At 69.4% G+C, this 19,617-nt stretch carries 17 protein-coding genes; 13 read left to right on the top strand and 4 right to left on the bottom strand.

The features are described from left to right. Positions 1 to 53: 53 nt before the first annotated feature. The 4 genes from ABZZ22_RS22145 to ABZZ22_RS22130 form a co-directional block, all read right to left on the bottom strand. Positions 54 to 287: a hypothetical protein gene (locus ABZZ22_RS22145; RefSeq protein ID WP_354935958.1), complete on the bottom strand. Its 234-nt coding sequence runs from the start codon at positions 285 to 287 to the stop codon at positions 54 to 56. 52 nt (positions 288 to 339) lie between these two features. Continuing rightward, complete coding sequence (locus ABZZ22_RS22140; RefSeq protein WP_354935955.1) at positions 340 to 3,108, bottom strand: YfhO family protein; 2,769 nt, start codon at positions 3,106 to 3,108, stop codon at positions 340 to 342. A gap of 69 nt (positions 3,109 to 3,177) precedes the next feature. After that, positions 3,178 to 3,933 (bottom strand): class I SAM-dependent methyltransferase, encoded by a 756-nt coding sequence (locus ABZZ22_RS22135; RefSeq protein ID WP_354935952.1) that lies wholly within the window; start codon positions 3,931 to 3,933, stop codon positions 3,178 to 3,180. A 23-nt stretch (positions 3,934 to 3,956) separates the two neighbouring features. After that, positions 3,957 to 5,057 (bottom strand): glycosyltransferase, encoded by a 1,101-nt coding sequence (locus ABZZ22_RS22130; RefSeq protein ID WP_354935949.1) that lies wholly within the window; start codon positions 5,055 to 5,057, stop codon positions 3,957 to 3,959. Positions 5,058 to 5,172: 115 nt separating this feature from the next. Here ABZZ22_RS22130 and ABZZ22_RS22125 point away from each other — a divergent pair, with 115 nt between their 5' ends. The 13 genes from ABZZ22_RS22125 to ABZZ22_RS22065 all read left to right on the top strand — a co-directional run bounded on the left by ABZZ22_RS22125 (position 5,173) and on the right by ABZZ22_RS22065 (position 19,472). After that, entirely contained in the window at positions 5,173 to 6,093 is a 921-nt protein-coding gene (locus ABZZ22_RS22125; protein ID WP_354935946.1) for a lysylphosphatidylglycerol synthase domain-containing protein, read from the top strand. Continuing rightward, positions 6,090 to 7,499, top strand: a complete 1,410-nt coding sequence (locus ABZZ22_RS22120; protein ID WP_354935943.1) for a hypothetical protein — start codon at positions 6,090 to 6,092, stop codon at positions 7,497 to 7,499. The genes ABZZ22_RS22125 and ABZZ22_RS22120 overlap by 4 nt, the downstream gene beginning before the upstream one ends. Positions 7,500 to 7,539: 40 nt before the next feature. Continuing rightward, positions 7,540 to 8,094, top strand: coding sequence for a YceD family protein (locus tag ABZZ22_RS22115; RefSeq protein WP_354935940.1), 555 nt, complete (start codon positions 7,540 to 7,542; stop codon positions 8,092 to 8,094). 66 nt (positions 8,095 to 8,160) lie between these two features. Beyond that, positions 8,161 to 8,346, top strand: coding sequence for a 50S ribosomal protein L32 (gene rpmF / locus ABZZ22_RS22110; protein WP_008358292.1), 186 nt, complete (start codon positions 8,161 to 8,163; stop codon positions 8,344 to 8,346). 20 nt (positions 8,347 to 8,366) lie between these two features. Further along, complete coding sequence (gene rnc / locus ABZZ22_RS22105; protein ID WP_354935994.1) at positions 8,367 to 9,065, top strand: ribonuclease III; 699 nt, start codon at positions 8,367 to 8,369, stop codon at positions 9,063 to 9,065. Positions 9,066 to 9,073: 8 nt separating this feature from the next. Continuing rightward, entirely contained in the window at positions 9,074 to 9,958 is an 885-nt protein-coding gene (gene mutM / locus ABZZ22_RS22100) for a bifunctional DNA-formamidopyrimidine glycosylase/DNA-(apurinic or apyrimidinic site) lyase (protein ID WP_354935937.1), read from the top strand. Positions 9,959 to 10,066: 108 nt separating this feature from the next. Beyond that, complete coding sequence (locus ABZZ22_RS22095; RefSeq protein WP_354935934.1) at positions 10,067 to 10,864, top strand: DUF6576 domain-containing protein; 798 nt, start codon at positions 10,067 to 10,069, stop codon at positions 10,862 to 10,864. A 159-nt stretch (positions 10,865 to 11,023) separates the two neighbouring features. Beyond that, the gene (locus ABZZ22_RS22090) at positions 11,024 to 11,221 is read left to right on the top strand and encodes a hypothetical protein (RefSeq protein ID WP_045548398.1); all 198 of its coding nucleotides are present in this window, start codon (positions 11,024 to 11,026) and stop codon (positions 11,219 to 11,221) included. A 301-nt stretch (positions 11,222 to 11,522) separates the two neighbouring features. Then, entirely contained in the window at positions 11,523 to 13,640 is a 2,118-nt protein-coding gene (locus ABZZ22_RS22085; protein ID WP_354935931.1) for an acyltransferase family protein, read from the top strand. A gap of 45 nt (positions 13,641 to 13,685) precedes the next feature. Continuing rightward, positions 13,686 to 15,536: a glycosyltransferase gene (locus ABZZ22_RS22080; RefSeq protein ID WP_354935928.1), complete on the top strand. Its 1,851-nt coding sequence runs from the start codon at positions 13,686 to 13,688 to the stop codon at positions 15,534 to 15,536. Between the two features lie 61 nt (positions 15,537 to 15,597). Further along, entirely contained in the window at positions 15,598 to 17,235 is a 1,638-nt protein-coding gene (locus ABZZ22_RS22075) for a glycosyltransferase (RefSeq protein WP_354935926.1), read from the top strand. A gap of 79 nt (positions 17,236 to 17,314) precedes the next feature. Then, on the top strand, positions 17,315 to 18,349 hold the full coding sequence (locus ABZZ22_RS22070) for a glycosyltransferase family A protein (RefSeq protein WP_354935923.1): 1,035 nt from the start codon (positions 17,315 to 17,317) through the stop codon (positions 18,347 to 18,349). Continuing rightward, entirely contained in the window at positions 18,342 to 19,472 is a 1,131-nt protein-coding gene (locus tag ABZZ22_RS22065; protein ID WP_354935920.1) for a polysaccharide pyruvyl transferase family protein, read from the top strand. The genes ABZZ22_RS22070 and ABZZ22_RS22065 overlap by 8 nt, the downstream gene beginning before the upstream one ends. Positions 19,473 to 19,617: the final 145 nt, after the last annotated feature.

Below are 19,617 nucleotides of genomic sequence, written 5' to 3'. Positions count from 1 at the left end.
TCCACGCCCCCTCGCTGGTGTCACCCGGCGTATGTGCTAGGGCAACCTGGTGTTCAACAGCGGTCCAGGACGGCGACGCCGTCGGCGGGACGGTCGACCGCGACGTACGACATGCTCAGCTCGACTTTCCGGTGCTGATGGCGTCGGAGATCTCCCGGGCGCGGCGATAGTCGGCCTTGCCGGTCACGTGCCGCGGCCCGCGACGGCGCGAGCTCCTCGATCGGCTTCCGGGTCGCGAAGTCGGTGTCTCCACCCAGGGCCCGCCAGGCATCCTCGTGGCGCCACATCACACCCTTCTGGTAGGTGTCACGCGTGCGGTGTCGCTAGATGGAACGTGTTCTAGGACCTGGTGTGGTTCGGCGCCGCGACGTCCTCCCGACCTCGCCGCCACCTCCGGAGCACGGCCGGGACGAGGAGGAGGGCGAGAACGAGTACGCCGCCGGAGGAGATCGCCGCGCCGGCCCGAAGACCGGGCGCGTCATAACGGAGCGTGACCGTGTGGGTGCCGTCAGGGACCGGCACCGCAGCGAAGGCGTGGTTGCCGGCGACCAGGTCCACGGAGCGGCCGTCGACCGTCGCCGACCACCCCGCGCGGGCGATCGAGTCGGCGACGACCAGGTAGCCGTCTCCGTCCGCGGTGACCTCCGCCGAGATCGTCTCGGGTTCGTCGCCGAGCACCTCGACCTCTGCGGTCGATCCCGACGCCGCCGGGGTCGAGTCGTCCTCGAGGAGCACCGTGCCAGGAGGAATCCCCTCGGTCAGGCGCTGCACCTGGGTCGGTCCGTCGGCGACGACCTCGCTGGTGCCGGCCCAGCGGATCCGGGGCAGCGCGCTCGCGCGCTCGTAGAGGACCGCGCCGGCCGAGGTGTGTACCACTCGGAGACCGTCGTTGCGCTCGGGTCGGACCGCGGCGCAGAGCGCGGATCCGTCCGCGCGGCCGGCCAGCTGGACGGGCTTGCGCTTCCCCGAGAACGTGATGGTCACGGGCACCGGGCCGGTGGTGAAGCGGTGGTCGGGCAGCGCGACGCGGAGCTTCTCGCCGCGCCTGAGCGGCTTGGTGACGGCCCGCTCGGAGGTGACCGCGTCGGCACCGGTGCCGACGCTCACCCGGACAATGGTGGGCATCTCCCGGCGCGGCTTCAGGCCGTCGGGCACGGTGACCTCGATCCCGCGCAGGTTGCCCCTCGGGACCTGGCAGGTCGTCTTCTGGCGGGGCATCACGGTCAGCGGCTGACGCTGCTCCGGCGGCACCCGGACCGGATCGACGGCGCCGATGACCTCCATCGGCTGGGTGGCCCAGTAGCGGACCGCGAGCTGGTCGAGCACCGGCTGACGGCCCGGCGTGGGCACGTTCGCGCGGAAGTCGCTGTAGGTCCGCGACAGCTGGGCATCGGGGCTGACCGCGGCGATCATCGCCTTCCACTCCGGCGAGGTGAACTCGTGGCCCGTCGGTGTACGCAGCCGGTAGTGGTCGGCGACGGCCGAGTGCTCCCAGCCGGAGGCCCCGTAGCGGTCCTGGCCCAGGTTCTCCTTCAAGAACGCGTGGGCCGGGGTGACCGGGTAGAAGTCGTCGCGGTCGGTCAGCGGCAGCACCTCGCGCGCGAACATGGTGCTCTGCGTGAGCACGGCGATCACGAGCAGCAGCGGGCCCAGCAGCCGCAGACGGCCCCGAAGCAGCAGCGTCGCCGCCACCGCGAGGACCGAGACGATCAGCAGCAGCGCCGGCCACCGCAGATTCGCGGCCAGCTCCGGGATCGGCCGCTGGGCGCTGTCGATGTAGCCGTACGCCGCGTACAGGAAGTACGCAGCCGCCCCGGCGGCCACCAGCAGCACGACCAGCGCCACCACCAGGGGCGGGCGCCGGGGCCCGCCCTCGCCACGAGACGAGCGGGGCTCCTCGGCCCGCTGGACCAGACGCTCGAGGCCGATGCCGGCCAGGACCGCGCACAGGAACCCGAAGATCGAGTTCGCCCGCCCGAAGCTGTTGGAGCTGTAGCCCGGCAGCTTCTGGAGCAGCTCCAGCGGCAGTCCGCCGATCCACAGGAGCCAGACGACCGCCCCCAGGGCGACCGCGAGCAGCGCCGGCGTCGACGGCCGGCGACCGCCGGGCAGCCTGATGACCACGGCGCACAGGACCAGCACCAGTGCCGCCACGCCGACGAACGCGATCGACTCGATCGGGTTGTCCTCGCCCAGCCAGAGCCCGTCCGCACAGGTGCCGTAGACGTCGGGGGCGACGGTGGTGAGCGCGAGACTGGCGGGCTTCGCCTGGTTGGGGACCCGCTCGTCGATCCCCAGAGCGCTCATGTTGAGCGCGAACGGGAGCACCTGGACCGAGGAGAGCGACATCCCGAGCCCGACCCCGCCGGCGGCGATGCCGCCCGCGACCAGGGTGCGGCGCACGTCCCGGAGCAGGAGCGCTCGGACGACCACGTAGATCCCGCCCAGGGTCAGCGCGAACATCGTCACCGCCGGGAATCCGCCGAGCAGCATCGAGGCGACGACCAGGCCGACGGCGGCGAGATCGCGCGCGCCGCGCTCGTGCACCGCCCGGTCCAGCGCCCAGAACAGCAGCGGGATCAGACAGGCGACCTTGGTGTGCGGCCAGTTGGTCCACATCATCATGAAGCCGGAGGTGAAGAAGACCAGGCCGGCGACCAGCGCGATGCTGCGGCGCACACCGAGACGGCCGAGGAAGAGCACCACCCCGGCCAGCACCAGGACCAGCTCGGTCAGCTTCACCCAAGCCGGCGCCAGCCACATCGGCATCACCCAGTAGGCCCACGAGACCGGGCTCAGCACCGCGTGGTTCGGCAGCGAGGCCAGCGGCGCACCGCCCACCTCGTAGGGCGCCCAGGTCTGCCAGTTGCCGTGGCGTGCGCCTTCGACGATGTTCTCGACACCCGGCAGGTAGTAGTCCCAGGTGTCGCCGCGGCACCACAGCGTCCCTTGCGGAATCGGTCCGTCGGCGGCGTACGGCATCATCGCGTGCAGCCAGCCGGTGTCCAGCAGCATCCCTCGCCCGACGAGCGCGGGACCGAAGGTCACCGCGACGAAGAGGACGAGGAGCGCCAGCACGACGCCGGAGCGCCACCGATCGGAGATCACAGCCGGAAATCTATGAGCAGTCGGCACCGAGCGCGGGGAGCGCACGCGGCAGGTCGGCCATGTGGATGCTCAGTCGAGCCTGGTCGCGACGGCGACGAGGCCGGTCCCGGTCTCGGGCCGTAGTCGCTGCAGTGCCATGAACGGGCTGGTCGCCAAGGCGATGACGGCACCCTTGAGGCGTCCACTGGGCTGGAACGTACGCCCCGTCGCCCGGGTGAGCTCCTCGGGTGTGAGATCTTCCACCTTGGCCAGCTTCCTGGCGTCGATCCGGTTGCGGACCGCCTCCAGGGCGTAACCGAGGGGCCAGCCGTAGACGGTGATGTCGACCTCGCTGAGGCCGGCCTCCTCGAGGCGCGTGGTGAGCCCCTCCGGGCTGTAGCGGCGGAAGTGGCCGGCGTGCCGGTCCATCGGCCCGAACCGCTCCTGGAACGCCGGCACGGAGAGCACCAGGTGGCCACCCGGGCGGACGTGGGTGACCCACTCTGCCAGCGCCCCCTTGTCGTCCTCGATGTGCTCGAGCACCTCGAAGGCACAGACGAGGTCGTACGTCGCCCCCGGCTCCAGCTCGGAGGAAATCGCGTTGAGAACGGTGCCGCCGAGAGCGGTGATGCGCTCGTACGCCACCGTGAACGAGTCCGTGTCGGGCTCGACACCGAGGTAGTCGGCGCGCGTGGCCAGCCGGGCACCGAAGGCCCCCTGGCCGCAGCCGATCTCCAGCGCCGTCTCCGGTGTCAGCCGGTCGATGATGCGGCTGACGACGTCGTAGCGCAGCCAGGCGCGGGGTGCGAGCGGGGGCAGCGGGCGGTCGGTGGCGGTGAGGGTCATAGGTTCCTGGGTCGGGCTTCGCGTCAGCTGAGATATTCGAGGATGGGGGAGGCGACGGCCTGCGGGGTGTAGTGATCGCGAGCCTGCTCGTAGGCAGCCTCGCGCAGGCGCTGCGCCTCGTCGGGGTCATCGGCGAGCTTGGTCAGGGCGGCGGCGAGGTCCTCCGGGCTCCCGGGGGCGACCAGCATGGCCGCGTCCTCCAGCATCCGCCGCTGAGGTGCGGTGTCGGAGGTGACGACGACCGCGCCGGCGGCCGCGCCCTGGAACGCCTTGTTGGGGACCACGCGTCGTGCCTGCGGGACGGTGCCGAAGATGCCGAGGCTCACGTCGAACCCGGCGACGAACTCGGGAAGGTCCTCGCCGTCGACCCAGTCGACCCAGGAGACCCGGGGGTTGTGGGCCGCGAGGCACCGGGCCTCGTCGTACTGCTGGCCCTGGCCCACCATCGTCACCTCGATCCGCTCGTCGTCGGCGAGCATGTCGAGGGCCTCGGCGATCACCGCAGCGCCGTGGGTGGGGGAGAAGAGTCCGACGAAGACCGTCTTCAGCGGCGCCTCGGTCGGCCGCTCGAGCGACTTGGCCCCCGCGTCGAACCACTCCTTGGTGGCACCCACCGGACAGACCACCGAGCGGAGGCGTACGTCCTCGGGCAGCGCCTGCTGCTGCTCGGCCGTGTCCACGATGACCACGTCGGCCCGCGCCAGCGCCATCGCGTCGATCGTCTTCATCAGCCGCAGCTTCAGCCCGCCCGAGCCGGCCAGACGCCGGTTGGTGGCGACCCCGGCCGCGGAGACCATGTGGTCGAGGAGGATCGTCGAACGAGGGTGCAGGAGGCGAGCCAGGTGCACGTCGAAGTGGCCGAGGTAGCCGACCAGGACGGCATCGGGACGCCGGCGCCGTCGCAGCGTCTCCACGGTGAGCCCAGCCCAGCAGGACAGCAGGTGCAGCACGAGCAGCGGCAGCCGCCACGGCTGGCGCAGGATCGCCACCCTCGCCGCGGTGTCCAGGCCCAGCGGCCGGTTCACCTCGGTGACCTCGGCACCGCAGGCGCGTAGGCCCTCGATGAGTACCGCGACCCGCGGATGGGAGGCCACGTCGTAGGTGCCGAAGGCGACGATGTGCATCACTTCAACGTTAGGCTCGTCGTCAAGGGGAGATCGAGCAGCACACCCCGTACCTGAGATGTCGGCACCCGAAAAGTGCTGCCGGGAAGGATCCGTGGGCCGAGGCTGGACGAAGGTGGTTCCCCTCAAGGCGGTGGTCGTCGCGATCGTCGTCCTCGTGGCTGCGTACGCGATCCACCGCAACTGGGACGCGCTGGTGCGGGGCTTCGAGGAGCTGCCGCCGTGGGTGCTCGCGGTCGCCTTCGGACTGACCGTGCTCGCCCAGGGCGTCGCGCTGCTGATGTGGCGGGTGGTGCTGGCCGATCTCGGCTCGCCGCTGCCGCTGGTGCCCGCGGCCAGGATCTTCTACGTCAGCCAGCTGGGGAAGTACCTGCCCGGCTCGTTGTGGACGATCGTGGGCCAGATGGAGCTGGCCCGCGCCGAGCGGGTGCCGAGGCGTACGTCCCTGACCCAGGGTGTCCTCGTGCTGGCGATCGCCGTCGGCGCCGGGGTGATGTTGTCGGTGCTGCTGATGCCGTTCCTCGGACGGGAGACGCTCGCGCGCTACTGGTGGGCGGTCCTGCTCCTGCCGTTGATCCTGGTGATGCTCCATCCGCCGGTCTTCGGCAAGGTGGTCGACACGGGCCTGGGGCTGCTGGGGCGGGAGCCGCTCGAGGTGCTGCCGACCTGGCGGGGGATCGGCACCGCGCTCGCGCTGCAGGGCCTGGTCTGGCTTCTGCTCGGCCTCCAGGTCTGGGTGGTCGTGGTCGGTCTGGGTGGTGACCCGCTGCCCTCGTTGCTGGCCAGCGTCGGCGGCTACGCGCTCGGGTTCAGCCTGGGCATGGCCGCGATCGGGCTCCCTGCCGGCGCCGGGCTGCGTGAGGCCGTCCTGGTCGTCGCCCTCTCCGGCGTCCTCTCGCCGGGGCTCGCGCTGCTGGTCGCCCTGCTCGCTCGCGGCATCGCAGTGCTGGCCGATGTCCTCGTCGCCCTGGTCGCCGCCTTCCTGACCCGCCGCGCCGGCGAGGTCGCGACCCCCGCCCCATCGTCAGCTCCGTGACCAGCCAACGACGGGAGATCTCTGTGCCCACCGCACGGCCCACCGCACGCCAGCTCTGGACCGCCGGCCTGATCGCCAACCTCGTCACCTGTGCCGGCGTGTGCGCCGGCTACGCGCTCTCCTCGCCGCTGTACGCCTCCAAGGACGAGGTGGCCCACGCCGACCACGCCTACCAGCTCTGGCACGACACCCTGATCAGCGTCGGCGATCCGATGCGGATGCCGCAGATCTGGGGCTACACGCTGCCCTTCGACTGGACCGGCCAGCATCCACCGCTCTTCTACCTGCTGCTGGCGCCCGTGGTCGGCCCGCTCACCGACGCCGGCCACCTGCTCGCCGCCGGGATGGCCGCCCGCGGCATCTCAGTTGTGATCACCTGCCTGGTCGTGGCCGCGGTGATGTGGACGACGCGACAGATCGTCCCGGGCCGCCCCGAGATGTCGATCGCGGCCGGCCTGGTCACCGCGCTGAGCCCGGCGCTGACCAGGCTCGGCGGCATCGTCTTCAACGACAACCTGTTCGTGCTGTGGGCCACCCTCCTGGTGGGGCAGACCGTCTGGCTGCTCCGCCACGGGCCGCGGCCCCGTGGGCTGGTGCTCTTCGTTCTGTACGCCGCAGCCGCACTCGGCACCCGGCTCCCCGGTGTCGTCTTCATCGGTCTGTGCGCGACGACCCTCGGCCTGGTCTGGCTCTTCACCGGCCCCCGCCGCGACTGGGTGGGCGTCCTGCGTCTGGGGGTCGCAGTCCTGCTCGCCGTCGCCGTCAACGCGTGGTTCTACCTCCGCAACTTCCGCGACACCGGCAACTGGTCCGGGATGCAGACGGACCTCGTCGGCAAGGCCGGTGGGCCGCTGCACGCGCGGGAGGTGCGCCCGGTGCTCGACGTCGCCACCGACCCGGACATCTGGCGCCAGCTCCTGATCCCGCCGGCGCTCCAGGAGCATGTGGCCATCGGTGCAGCGCTGACGATCGTCCCGCTGGTGATCGGCCTGATCGTCGGGCTCCGGGTGCTCTCCCGCACGCGCCGCGACCTCGTCCGGGTGGCGACGGCGCTGCTGCTGCTCGCCCTCACGGTCGTCATCGTCGGGATCCAGCTCCGCTACGCGGCCGGCGGCGGGGGAGCGTACTGGCGCTATCTCGTCCCGCTCACCATCGTGACCAGTCTGCTGACCGCGATCGGGCTCACGTCCGGGCCGCGCCTGGCAGGGCCAGCGATCGCGGTCTGGGCCGCAACGGCGTACGCGCTCTTCGCCGCCCACGTCGCCCCGCCGAACCCCACCGGGGGCGATCTCGCCACCGCACCGGTCTTCCAGCCGGCGGCATGGGTCGCCACGGGGATCGCGGGGGTCGCGGCCGTGGTCGGCGTGGCGACCGTCCTTTTGGTCGCCGTCGCCCGGTCCCGTTAAGATCTGATGGATCTGTCGTGCCCTCATCCGGAAGTGAAACATGACCAGCCTGGACCCGAGAGCGCCGCTCGTGCTCGATACTCGCGAGCTCGGCCGCCGCCCGGGGTCTGAGCGTCATGTCGAGGTGACGGTGCCGGCGCCGGCGGATCTTGGTATCGAAGTCCTCGCTGTCCCCGAGGGATCGCCGGTCGAGCTCGACCTGCGTCTCGAGGCGGTCATGGAGGGTGTGCTGGTCACGGGGACGGCTTTGGTCGGCCTCGATGGCGAGTGCGTGCGGTGCCTGGAGAAGATCGAGGACGAAGCCGAGGTCGACATCCAGGAGCTGTACGTCTACAACGACTCTCGTGACGGCCAGGCGCCTGACGAGGACGACGAGACCAGCCGGACCGAGGGCGACCTGATCGACCTCGAGCCGGTGCTCAGGGATGCGGTGGTGCTCGCGCTGCCGTTCCAGCCGATGTGCCAGGACGACTGTCCGGGACTGTGCCCCGACTGTGGGGCGCGGCTCGCGGACGAGCCCGGGCACGACCACGGCGACAAGGTAGACCCGCGCTGGGCGGGGCTGGCTTCGCTCAAGGAAGACCCCAGCAACTAGAGTTCGCCAGAAATTAGGCTTCAGTAGCCGGTCGAGATCCGACCGGCCGAATAAGAGGAGAAAACAGTGGCTGTCCCGAAGCGGAAGATGTCGCGCAGCAACACCCGCCACCGCCGCTCGGCCTGGAAGGCCGTAGCGCCGACCCTGGTGACGTGCGCGAACCCCGCCTGCGGCGCCAAGCACATCCCGCACCGTGCGTGCGGCGAGTGCGGCCAGTACGGCGCTCGCGCCGAGCGTCGCCAGGTCCTCTGATCTGACACGCGGTTAGTCTCCTGACCAACTACGCAGAGCTTCGCAAAGCGCTCGGGGATCCGATCCTGGACCCCGAGCTGCTTGAGCGTTCGCTCACTCATCGTTCCTACGCGTACGAGAACGGTGGCCTGCCCACCAACGAGCGCCTGGAGTTCCTGGGCGACTCGGTGCTCGGCGTCGTGGTCACCGAGACCCTCTATCGCACCCACCCAGACCTGCCCGAGGGCAAGCTGGCCAAGCTGCGGGCGGCGGTTGTGAACGCCCGCGCCTTGGCCGAGGTCGGCCAGGCCATCGGCCTGGGCCGGCACATCAAGCTGGGTCGTGGCGAGGAGGCCACCGGTGGGCGCGAGAAGGCTTCGATCGTCTCCGACACTGTCGAGGCGGTGATCGGAGCGGTCCACCTCTCCGGTGGCATCGAGGTCTCCACGGTCCTCGTCCACCGGCTCTTCGACCCGCTCATCGAGGCGGCCTCCGACCTCGGTGCCGGTCTCGACTGGAAGACCTCCCTGCAGGAGCTCGCCGCCGAGCGTGCCCTCGGTGTGCCGGAATACGTCATCGCCGACGAGGGCCCCGACCACATGAAGACCTTCACCGCGAAGGTCCGGGTCGGCGCGCAGCTCTACGGCAACGGCGTCGGCCGCTCCAAGAAGGAGGCCGAGCAGGCCGCCGCGGAGACGGCCTACGGCGAGATCCAAGCCGCTTCCACCACCTCCGCCTGAGGGCCTCGTTGCCTGAGCTCCCCGAGGTCGAGGTCGTCCGTGCCGGTCTCGAGCGCCATGTTCTCGGCGCTCGGATCGTGGCCGTCGAGGTCCTGCACCCCAGGCCCGTCCGCCGCCATCTCGCCGGCCCCTCGGCCTTCGCCGGGGAGCTGGCCGGTCGGGCGATCACCGGCGCCCGGCGCCGCGGCAAATACCTGTGGCTGCCGCTCGACTCAGGTGACGCTCTCATGGCCCACCTGGGCATGAGCGGCCAGATGCTCGTCCAGCCGCCCGCCTCGCCCGACGAGAGGCACCTGCGGGTGCGTCTGCGCCTGGACGGGGCCGCCGAGGGTCGCGAGCTCCGCTTCGTCGACCAGCGTATGTTCGGTGGCCTCTCGATCAGCCCCGGAGGCGCCGAGCTCCCGCCCGAGATCGCCCACATCGCCCCCGACCCGCTCGAGCCCGCCTTCGACGCGGAGGCGGTCGTGACCCGCGTACGCCGCTCGGCCAGCGGTATCAAGCGGATCCTGCTCAACCAGACGGTGATCAGCGGCGTCGGCAACATCTACGCCGACGAGGCCCTGTGGCGCGCGAAGCTGCACGGCGAACGGCCGGGGGAGCGGCTGACCGGCCCGAAGGTGCGTGAGCTGCTAGGCCACGTACGCGACGTGATGACCGAGGCGCTCGGCCAGGGCGGCACCTCCTTCGACGCGCTCTACGTCAACGTGAACGGCGAGTCGGGCTACTTCGACCGGTCGCTGGCGGCGTACGGACGAGAGGGCGAGCCCTGCGACCGGTGCGGAGCGCCGATGCGGCGCGTCGCCTTCATGAACCGTTCCTCCTTCTTCTGCCCCAAGTGCCAGCCGGCACCGCGGTCGGCATCGTCAGTGGCCCGAAAGCGTGTCCCCCGCTGACGTGACTACCAATGCGTGGATAGGCTCGGGCCCGTGAGAGAACGTTTCCGGTTGTCCCCAGGCGGTCGTTACCCCCAAGAGCCTTGGTTCCACATCGGCTCCCTGGGGGTGACCACGACGTGGCTCGTGGTCTTCGGGAGCATCGCCGGACTGGTGCTCTTCGCCTTCCTCGGTGGCGCGGGCGTCGCCGGGCTGGCCCTGATCCAGCCCAACCTCGCCGAGCTCAAGCTGTGGACGCTGGTCACCTGGCCGTTCGCCTATCCGCAGTTCAGCATCTTCGACGTCCTGGCGATCTTCTTCTTCTGGTACTTCGGGTCCGACCTCGAGCGCAACGAGCTCGGCCGGGTCCGGTTCGCCTGGCTGCTGGTGACGTTCACCGCGGTGCTCTCGGTTCTGGCCGTCTTCTTCGGCTCGGTGCTGGACCCCAGCTACGTCCTCGCCGGCCTGGGGATGCTCGAGATGATGGTGGTGCTGCTGTGGATCGCGCAGTGGCCCGACCGGATGTTCATCTTCAACATCCCGGCATGGCTCTTCGGCGTGGTCCTGGTCGGCATCCAGCTGATCCAGTACCTCGGCTACCGCAGCTTTGTGATGCTGCTCGTCTTCGTCGTCGGCCTGGTCGTCAACGCGTTCGTCGCGCGCCAGTTCGGGCTGCTCGACAAGTTCGCCTGGATCCCGCAGGTGGCCGGGACCGGTCAGCCGAAGGCGCCCAAGCCCGCCAAGGCCAAGAAGCGGAAGTCCGGCCCGACCGTGGTCACCGGCCCCTGGGAGTCCTCGACGGTCTCCAAGGACGAGCAGCGGATGGACGAGCTCCTCGACAAGATCCACGCCGAGGGTGCCGACTCGCTGACCAGCAAGGAGAAGAAGGAGCTCATGCAACTGCGTGAGCGCCGTCGCCGAAGTTGAGTGCGACGCACTCAAGTTTTGCCCGAGATCGGGCGATTCGTACGGTCGGAGGTCCCGGCTTGGACGCGCGACGTTGACGCTTGTCGATAACGGTGTCACCCTTGTAGACGGCCCGGTATCGCGGGAACTTCTAGTGATTCCAACGAAGGAAACGTATTCATGGCGAAGGCGCTGATCGGTTACATGAGCAGCGACCTGCGGACTCCCGCCCACCTCACAGCCGAGAATGCTCGGTTGCGTGCGCGTGTGCGTGAGCTCGAGGATCTCGTTCTCTCTCTGAAGACGGAGAACGATGCGTTGGTCGCGGCTCACACCGCCGACCTCGACACCTCGATGCAGGAGATGCAGCCCGCCTGACCTGCGGGCAACTCTGCAACACCACGGGCGAGAGCCCCTTTGCTCGTTCAAGGGGCGCCTCGTTCAGGGGGAACCGACTCTGTTGAGGCAGGGTCGGTTTCGACCTTTTCGGAGGGCGCACGAAGTGGCTGCCTACTGTTCATCTCCGCGTCGGCTCATGGAGGCCCCGCGGCACCGGACATGGTTAGGCTCGCGCGGTCCTACTGCCTGCAGTAGTGCCCCCACTCGTGATCCCCCACAGGAGCTCAACGTTGTCCTCGTCGCGTACGTATCGGCTTCTGTACGCCCCGAAAGCTGACCGATGACCGCGTCCACGGTCTCGATGGGCCCGGCGACGACCGACACCCCGCAGCCGGCATCCGCCACCGACCGGGCAGCAGCGAGCCGCCAGGTTCGCGCCGACATCCAGGCGATGCGCGCGCTCGCGGTGCTGCTGGTCGTCGGCTACCACTTCTGGCCCCAGCGACTGACCGGTGGATACGTCGGCGTCGACGTCTTCTTCGTGATCTCCGGTTTCCTGATCACCACGCACCTGCTCCAGCATCAGCCGCGGACCCTCCGCGATCTCGGAGTCTTCTGGGGCCGCCGGATCCGACGGCTGCTCCCGGCCGCGCTGCTGGTGCTGGCCGCTTCGCTCCTCGTCACCTGGTTGATCGCTCCCGCGACACTGTGGCACGACACCGCGACCCAGGCGGTGGCCTCGGCGTTCTACGTCCAGAACTGGTCGCTCGCCGCCGAGGCTGTGGACTACATGGCCGCCGACAACGTCCCGACGGCCGTCCAGCACTACTGGTCGTTGTCGATCGAGGAGCAGTTCTACCTCGGCTGGCCGGTCATGATCCTCCTCGCCGGGGCCTTCATCCGACGGCGCGGCGGCCGGGTTCTGCCCGGTGTGGCCTGCGTGATCGTCGTCGTGACCGTGGTGTCCTTCGTCTGCTCGGCGCTGCTGACCTCGACCAACGACGCCGCGTACTTCCTGTCATGGACCCGGTTCTGGGAGCTCGGCATCGGTGGCATCGCCGCGCTGGTCGTTCTCTGGTTGCCCGGCGCCGGCGGCAGCGGTCGCACGCTGCGCGCTCTGCTGACCTGGGTCGGACTTGCCGGGATCCTGTACTCGGCCTTCGTCTTCGACGACGCGACGGTCTTTCCCGGCACGGCCGCGCTGCTGCCGGTCACCGCGACCGCGCTGGTGATCCTGGCGGCCGCTGAGCCCGGGTTCGGTTCGCCGCATCGACTGCTGAGCCTGGGGCCGGTCCAGTGGATCGGGGACATCTCCTACTCGGTCTACCTGTGGCACTGGCCGTTCGTCGTCCTCCTCCCGTACGCCCTCGGCCACCCGGCCGCCTGGCCGGTCAAGATCGCGGCGGTCGCGGTCGTCGTCGCCCTGGCCTGGGCGACGAAGGTCCTCGTCGAGGACAGGTTGCGCGGCAGCCGTCCGCTCGGAGTGCCGCTTCGTCGCAGCTTCGTCTTCGCCCTCGGCGGCGCGGTCGTGATCGCGGCCCTCGGAGGCGGTCTGGAGTGGCGTACGCAGGAAGCATCGCGCGGGCCGTCGGCGGTCGTCGGCGATCCCTGCTTCGGCGCCCAGGCTCTCGTCGACCCGGATTGCGGGCAAGTGCATGGCGATGAGCTCTTCACCACCCCCGCCTTTGCGGCCAAGGACGCCAGCCCGGCTGGTGAGGACGGCTGCATGGTGAGCGGCAGCTACGTCGATCGCGAGGTCTGCACCTACGGCGTGAGCAGCGGGCAGGTGCTCGACATCGCCCTGGTCGGGAACTCGCACGCCGACATGTGGCTCCCGGCGTTGGCGGACCTCGCCGAGAAGAACAGCTGGCGGATCTCCACCTACCTGATCGAGAACTGCTACACCGTCGACCGGCGAATCGACTTCGAGGACAAGCGCACCCGCAACTGCTTCGAGTGGAACCGGTGGGCGATCAGCGAGGCTCGGAACGGCGACTACGACCTGATCATCACCGGGAACCGTTCGCTGCAGCCGCTTCTCGGCGTGCCCGAACCGAAGATGGAGCGGGCAGTGACCGATGCCTACGAGCGGGTGCTGCGCGGCTGGCGCGAGGCGGGCAGGCCGGTGCTGGTGGTGCAGGACGCACCGCGATCGGGCTACGAAGGCGACCCGACCGATCCCGAGTGCGCTGCGCTGCACGAAAACGATCTCGCGGCCTGCGATGCTCCGCTCACCGAGCGTGCGGTCGCGGTCGAGCAGGCCGACGCGGCTCGCCGGCTGGACGATGAGCGCGTACAGGTCTTCGACCCCACCCCGTTTGTCTGCCCCCAGGACGTCTGCCGGGTGGTCGTCGGCGGTGTCATCGTCCACTACGACCTGCACCACCTGTCCGGAACCTTCGTACGCAGCCTCGCGCCGCAGCTCGAAGACGCGATCGCCCGAGTGGTCGAAGGCTGATCGATGCTGTTCAAGAATCGACCTAGGAGAGCTGTGCAGTCCACGGTGACGAACCAACCGATCGCCCGCCATACCCCCATCGCGCCCGCCGAGGAGACCGTGCTCGCGAGCGCCGCCGAGGTCGGTGCGTTCGTCGCCGGTCTTTCCCGGCCCGGTGGATTCGTGAAGATCGTGGTCGAGGATGTCGACCAGATCCGGGCGCTCACCGTCGCGGACCCGTCGATCACGGTCTCGAGGCTGTCCCTCAAGGTGCGCCGCTGGGAGTGGCCGCATCGACGCTGGAACGGCCGGCTCGGCTGGCTGCCCGGAGTCCTGCGCCAGATGGTGCGCTATCCGGCGAGGTCGGTGGGCGCCTCCTGGTGCGACATCGAGCTGAGGGACGAGACGTCGCTCGCCCTGGTCGCCCGCGCCGTCTATCCGCTGTTCGCCGTCGACCGCGGCCATCATGGCTTCGGTCACGTCCAGCTCGGCACCGACGCAGTCGATGCTGCCGCGCTGGCGCTGCTGCCGACGCGTACGGCTCCGGGGATTCCCGAGCTGCCTGTCGACCAGCTTCAAGGGGTCGGGCTGAGCTCGGCCGACCTGGGCCTGGTCTCCTCGCCGGAGCGATTCGACGAGCTGGTCGAGGTCGCCGAGGACCCTCGAGAGACCGTGTTCCGTACGCCGGTGCTTGTTGACGCGCATGGGCATCTCTCGATCAGCGAACGCAGCCGGCGCCCCGTCGTCGACCTGCACGTGCACAACCCGATCGGGCGGCTCCAGGGGTTCGACGAACCGGAGGGCTGGCTTGCCCTGACGATCGAGGGCGACCAGCTCCATCTGCGCCCGACCGCCGGGTCGGCCGAGGAGCTCGACGAGATGGCGCACCCCCTGGCGGCGCCGTTCACCCGTCAGGAGATCGCCCGGCTTCGCCACGTGGAGTCGGTCGACCTCTCCGGTCTCGCCGCAGTCCCCGAGGAGTGCGAGCGGACGCTGCACCGCCGGCTGGCGGAGATCGCTGCCAGCGGCGCCATCATGCACTCGATGAGCGCCGGTCTCGAGCTCGCGAACGAGACGCTCGGCGAAACGCTCGCGGATCTTCTGCGCAAGCCCTATCAGCCGGTCCTCGGGCTGGTGCGCGAGCTGCGTTCGGTGGGTCAGCGTCGCGAGGCGATGGAGCGCTTCGGCGGATTCTTCGAGCTCGCCGGATTCGCCGACGACCAAGGTCGCCGGCTGCTGCCGAAGGTCAGCGCCGTGCTCTCGACGATGCGGCCGGACCGGGTCAGCGCGGTCGTCGAGGCGCTCGCCGCACAGCGGTATCCCCACCTCGAGATCATCGTGGCGGTGCACGGAGCCGAGGCACCGCTCCCGGGCGAGCTCGAGGACGCGATCAAGGCCGCCGACGCGACCGTTCTGCTCCACGATCGCGCCACCCCGTTCGGTGCGGTGCTCGCGGATGCGGCTCGGCACGCCTCGGGCGACCTGATCGTGAAGATCGACGACGACGACGTCTACGGTCCTCAGGTCATCGGCGATCTGGTGCTCGCCTATCTCTACTCCAGCGCCGACATGGTCGGGAAGACGACCGAGTATCTCTACCTGGAGGCCCTCGGCCACACGGTGCACCGGACGTTCACCACGGAGGCGTACCACTATCAGCTCGCCGGCGGCGCGATGATGCTCTCCACCGCCATGCTCAACGAGGTGGGCGGCTGGCGCCCGACGCCGAACTCGACCGACCGCTCGGTGCTCATCCGGGTCGGGAACGCCGGCGGGATCGGCTATCGCACGACCAGCCTCGGCTACGTCTACATCCGGCACGCCGATGGCCACACCTGGAAGCGGGACGAGTCGAGCCTTGTCGCCGGGGCCTTCGAGCAGTGGCCCCGGTTCATGCCGGAGATCGTCGACGGCTGAGCCCGAGCCCGCCGCCGTACCACAGCGTCACCAGAGTCTCGCCAGATCCAGAAGGAAGCACATGCCCAAGCAGTTCACGGTCAATCCCGAGCTCAGCCAGGTCGTCTACAAGAACCAGTGGCGCGACGTCTTCGACGGCACCGTCCCCGAAGGCTGGGAGCCGACGCTGAAGGTCTCGGTGGTGACACCCGCCTTCAACAGCAAGACCCTGGATCTGACCTTGGCGTCGCTGGCCGCGCAGGACTATCCCGAGGACCTGCTCGAGGTCATCGTGATCGACGACGGCAGCGAGCCTGCCGTGGAGATCGGGAGGTACGCCCCCAAGAACACCCGCCTGATCAGGGTCGACGAGGCCGCCGGAGAGGGGTGGGGGCGCTCCAACGGCCTGCACATCGGTATCGAGGCATCCGACGGTGACATCATCTACTGGGTCGACTCGGACATGATCCTCTTCTCCGACAACGTGCGTGAGCACGCCAAGTGGGCTCATTTCATCCCGGAGGCGGCCACCATCGGCCACAAGGGCTTCGTCGAGGAGTGGGACTTCACCCCCGAGCAGGTCTTCGAGGAGGTACGCAGCGACGAGATCCGCAAGCACCACGACCTCGCCACGTTGCACCGCCACTGGTCCCTGGACATCTTCGAGGAGACCGACGACCTGAACTCCTCCGGCGGCCGCAACTACTCCACCCACATGGGAGCGTGCGCGACCGTGACCCGGTCGGTCTACGCCAGGACCTACGGACAGCGGCCCGAGCTCAAGCTCGGTGACGACACCGAGATCGCCTACCAGATCTGGCAGCGGGGCGCGGTCTTCATCCCGGTCAGCTCGGCTCACACCTACCATCTCGGCCGTGCCACCGTGCAGGACAAGGGCCGCGAGGTCGCTCACTTCAACGATGTCCACTTCGCCCAGAAGATGCCCATCCCGCGCTACCGACGCTCGGCCAGCAACCGCCAGTGGGAGGTGCCCTACGTCACCGCCGTGGTGAAGGCGGACGCCGAGACCGCGGAGGTCGCCCGACGGTGCGTCGACATGCTGCTCAACCAGACCGAGACCGACCTCGAGGTGGTGCTCGTCGGTCCCTGGTCGACGCTGGAGACCGGCCGCCGCCGCGTGCTCGCCGATCCCGACCTCGAGCTGCATCTGCTGCAGGAGTGGTATCGCTGCGAGGGGCGGGTGCGGATGGTGGAGGACGCCCCCGACGACGTCTTCCCCTCGCCCTACCGGCTCGACGTCCCGGCCACCGTCGGCATCGGCTCGAGGGGCGTGGAGAAGATCATGCGCTCCGTCTACGGCGAGGACCTCGGCCGGGTCAGCTACTTCGCACCGGCGGACTCTCACACCGATGAGGCCGTCCGGGTCACGTCCTCGGCCGCGTTCGCGCGCGCCCAGCGGTACCTGGGTCCGACAGTGACCGAGACCGAGGCGCTGGAGGCCGCCTGGGGTGTCGAGTGGCGTTCCAACGCCGGTCTCGGATTCGTGGATCTCCCCACGACCGAGCCGGTCGCGAAGATCCGTCGTGAGGACGGTCCGATCACCGAGGAGCGTCTGCAGAAGGCACGTCGGCGTGCCGCCAACCAGGCCAAGCGGGCCGAGGAGGCCGAGGCGCGAGTGGCCGAGCTGGAGAGCGTTCGCCTGCGTACGGTCGTCCGCCGCGAGCTCGGTCGTGCCGCGCGCAGGACGCGTGGCGCCTGAGATGTCCTGGTTGCGGCGCCGCGCTGCCGAACCCAGCCCTGGCGAACCCAGCCCTGGCGAACCCGGACCTAGGAAAGCCATGCCCCTCTCCTCGCTCACCATCGCCGTCCCGACGTTCAACCGGTCAGAGCTTCTCCAGCGCTGCGTCGAGTCGGTGCTGCTCGACGTCACGGACCGTCCAGATCTCGAGGGTCGCGTCCGGGTGGTCGTGGCCGACGACCTGTCGTCGTCGCCCGCCGCCACGGCCACGCTCGACTCGCTGCGGGAGCGGTTCTCCTCGGATCGGCTCGAGGTCGTGCGTCTGCCTCGGCATACCGGCGGTGCGAGCACGCCTCGGAACACAGCGCTCGACCATGTCGAGACGAGTCATGTCTTCTTCGTCGACTCCGACGACTACGTCGGGCGCGGATCGGTCGAGCGGCTGCTGGACATCTTGGACGAGCACCCTGAGCTCGACTACGTCGCCGTCAACAACGTCTCCGAGGCCGGCCGGGCCAGGGAGCTCACGATCGACACCGACTTCGAGGAGGTGGACCTCCTGAGGGCGGCGACCTCGCTGTCGTGCAAACGCATCTTCCGAACGAGCACGGTGAACGAGCTCGGTCTGCGGTTCGACGAGTCGATGACGGTCTTCGAGGACTTCCAGTTCACCTTCTCGTTCCTGACGCACGCCAAGCACCTGGCCTACGTCGGCGGCCACGACTACTACCACTTCAGCGGCCACGGGGACATCGACGCCGCGAAGGAAGACGGCCATCTGTCGCGGCGCGACCACACGCACGGGTATTTCGCACACCACCGGGTCGCAGACGGGATCCGTTTCCTCGAGCACAGCCTGCTCGAGCTCTCGGCAGCGGAGGTCGGCGAGGACGTACGCACCAAGGTGGTCACGGAGGTGTTGCTGCACCGCTTCTTCAAGGTGATGAACATGCAGCGCACGCTCGGCTTCGTGAACAACCGGTCGCGCCAGCGCGGATTGTTCCGCACCCTGCGGACGCTGCTGCTGTCTCCGCTGTTCGGCAAGGAGTGCGCGGCTGCCGCCCAGGAGACGGCCTATGGCACGCACGTGCAGACAATCTTGGACGATGATCTGAAGGGCTTCCTCGATGCATGAAACTTCTGGTTCGGCACGGCGCCACAACCCGGTTCTCCGGGCGGCCGCCCGCCGTCTGCCCGACCCGCTCAAGGAGCAGATCAGGGCGGCGCTGGCCCGCCGTGAGCGACGTGGTCGCAAGCCGGTCATCGGGCTCGCCGGCTTCTTCGGGGCCGGGAACTACGGCGACGAGCTCTTCCTGTCGGTCTATGAGCAGTACTTCGGCGAGGAGTTCGAGCTGCGGGTGCTCGCCGACAACATCACCAAGCCCTACTACGACCGGCCGCTGGCCGAGATCGTGGACGAGGTCGACGCCGTCCTCATCGGCGGCGGCGACATCCTGCAGCCGTGGCAGTCCGACCCCCGCTACTTCAACCACAAGATGCTGGCCAAGCCGGTCTTCGTGGTCGGCATCGGGGTGCCGATCTACCGCAACACCCAGATCAAGCCTCAGATCATCGAGAAGCACAAGAGGTTCCTCGAGCACCCGAACGTGAAGTTCATCGGCGTACGCGACCGGCCGACCGCCGACTGGATCCTCGCGAACATCTCCGCGGACCTGGACATCAAGGTCGCCCCCGACATGGTCTGCTCGTTGGACCTGCCCGCCGCCACCAGGCCCGAGGGGGCGCCGATCCTCGGCGTGGTCACCCGCTACCGTCCCAACCTGGACGAGCCCGACGACTACTCGCGCGTCGAGGAGATGGCCGGCAAGGCGATCGCGGAGGGCTGGCACGTACGCCATCTCATCCTTGGCACCATGGCGGTCGGTCGCCGGGACCTGGCCAACGCCGACGACCTCGACATCCCGGGCAAGGAGGTCGTCTACACCGAGGACCTCGACGAGCTCACCCGGGCGATCGGCGAGTGCACCGCGTTCGCGAGCATGAAGTTCCACGGCTCGGTGGTGGCCACGATGTACGAGGTGCCGTCGATCGTGATGATCCCGACCAACAAGAACCGCAACTTCATGAGGCGGATCGGTCTGGAGGCCAACGTCTCCGACTTCGCCGCCGCCGACCTCGCCGAGAGGTTCGCCAACCGGGCGGTCCCGGAGCCCGAGGCGGTCGCCGGCCTGCGTACGGCCGCGGACGCCCACCTGCGGGAGCTGCGCGCGGAAGTGAGGCAGACGCTGGGCCTCTGAGAGCCCCGCTGGTCGAGCCGCGAGGCCGCCTGCGGCCGAGCGTGTCGAGACCAACACAGTCCCATCGAGCGCCGAGCTCACCGTGTTGGTCTCGACACGCCTCCGCCTAGCGGCTCCGGCGGCTCGACCAGCGACGATGGCCGCA

It is taken from the genome of Nocardioides sp. NPDC006273 (genome assembly GCF_040613495.1).
Lineage (GTDB): Bacteria > Actinomycetota > Actinomycetes > Propionibacteriales > Nocardioidaceae > Nocardioides.
Note: the sequence above shows the minus strand (reverse complement) of the source record. Positions and strands in the feature narration are given on the sequence as shown.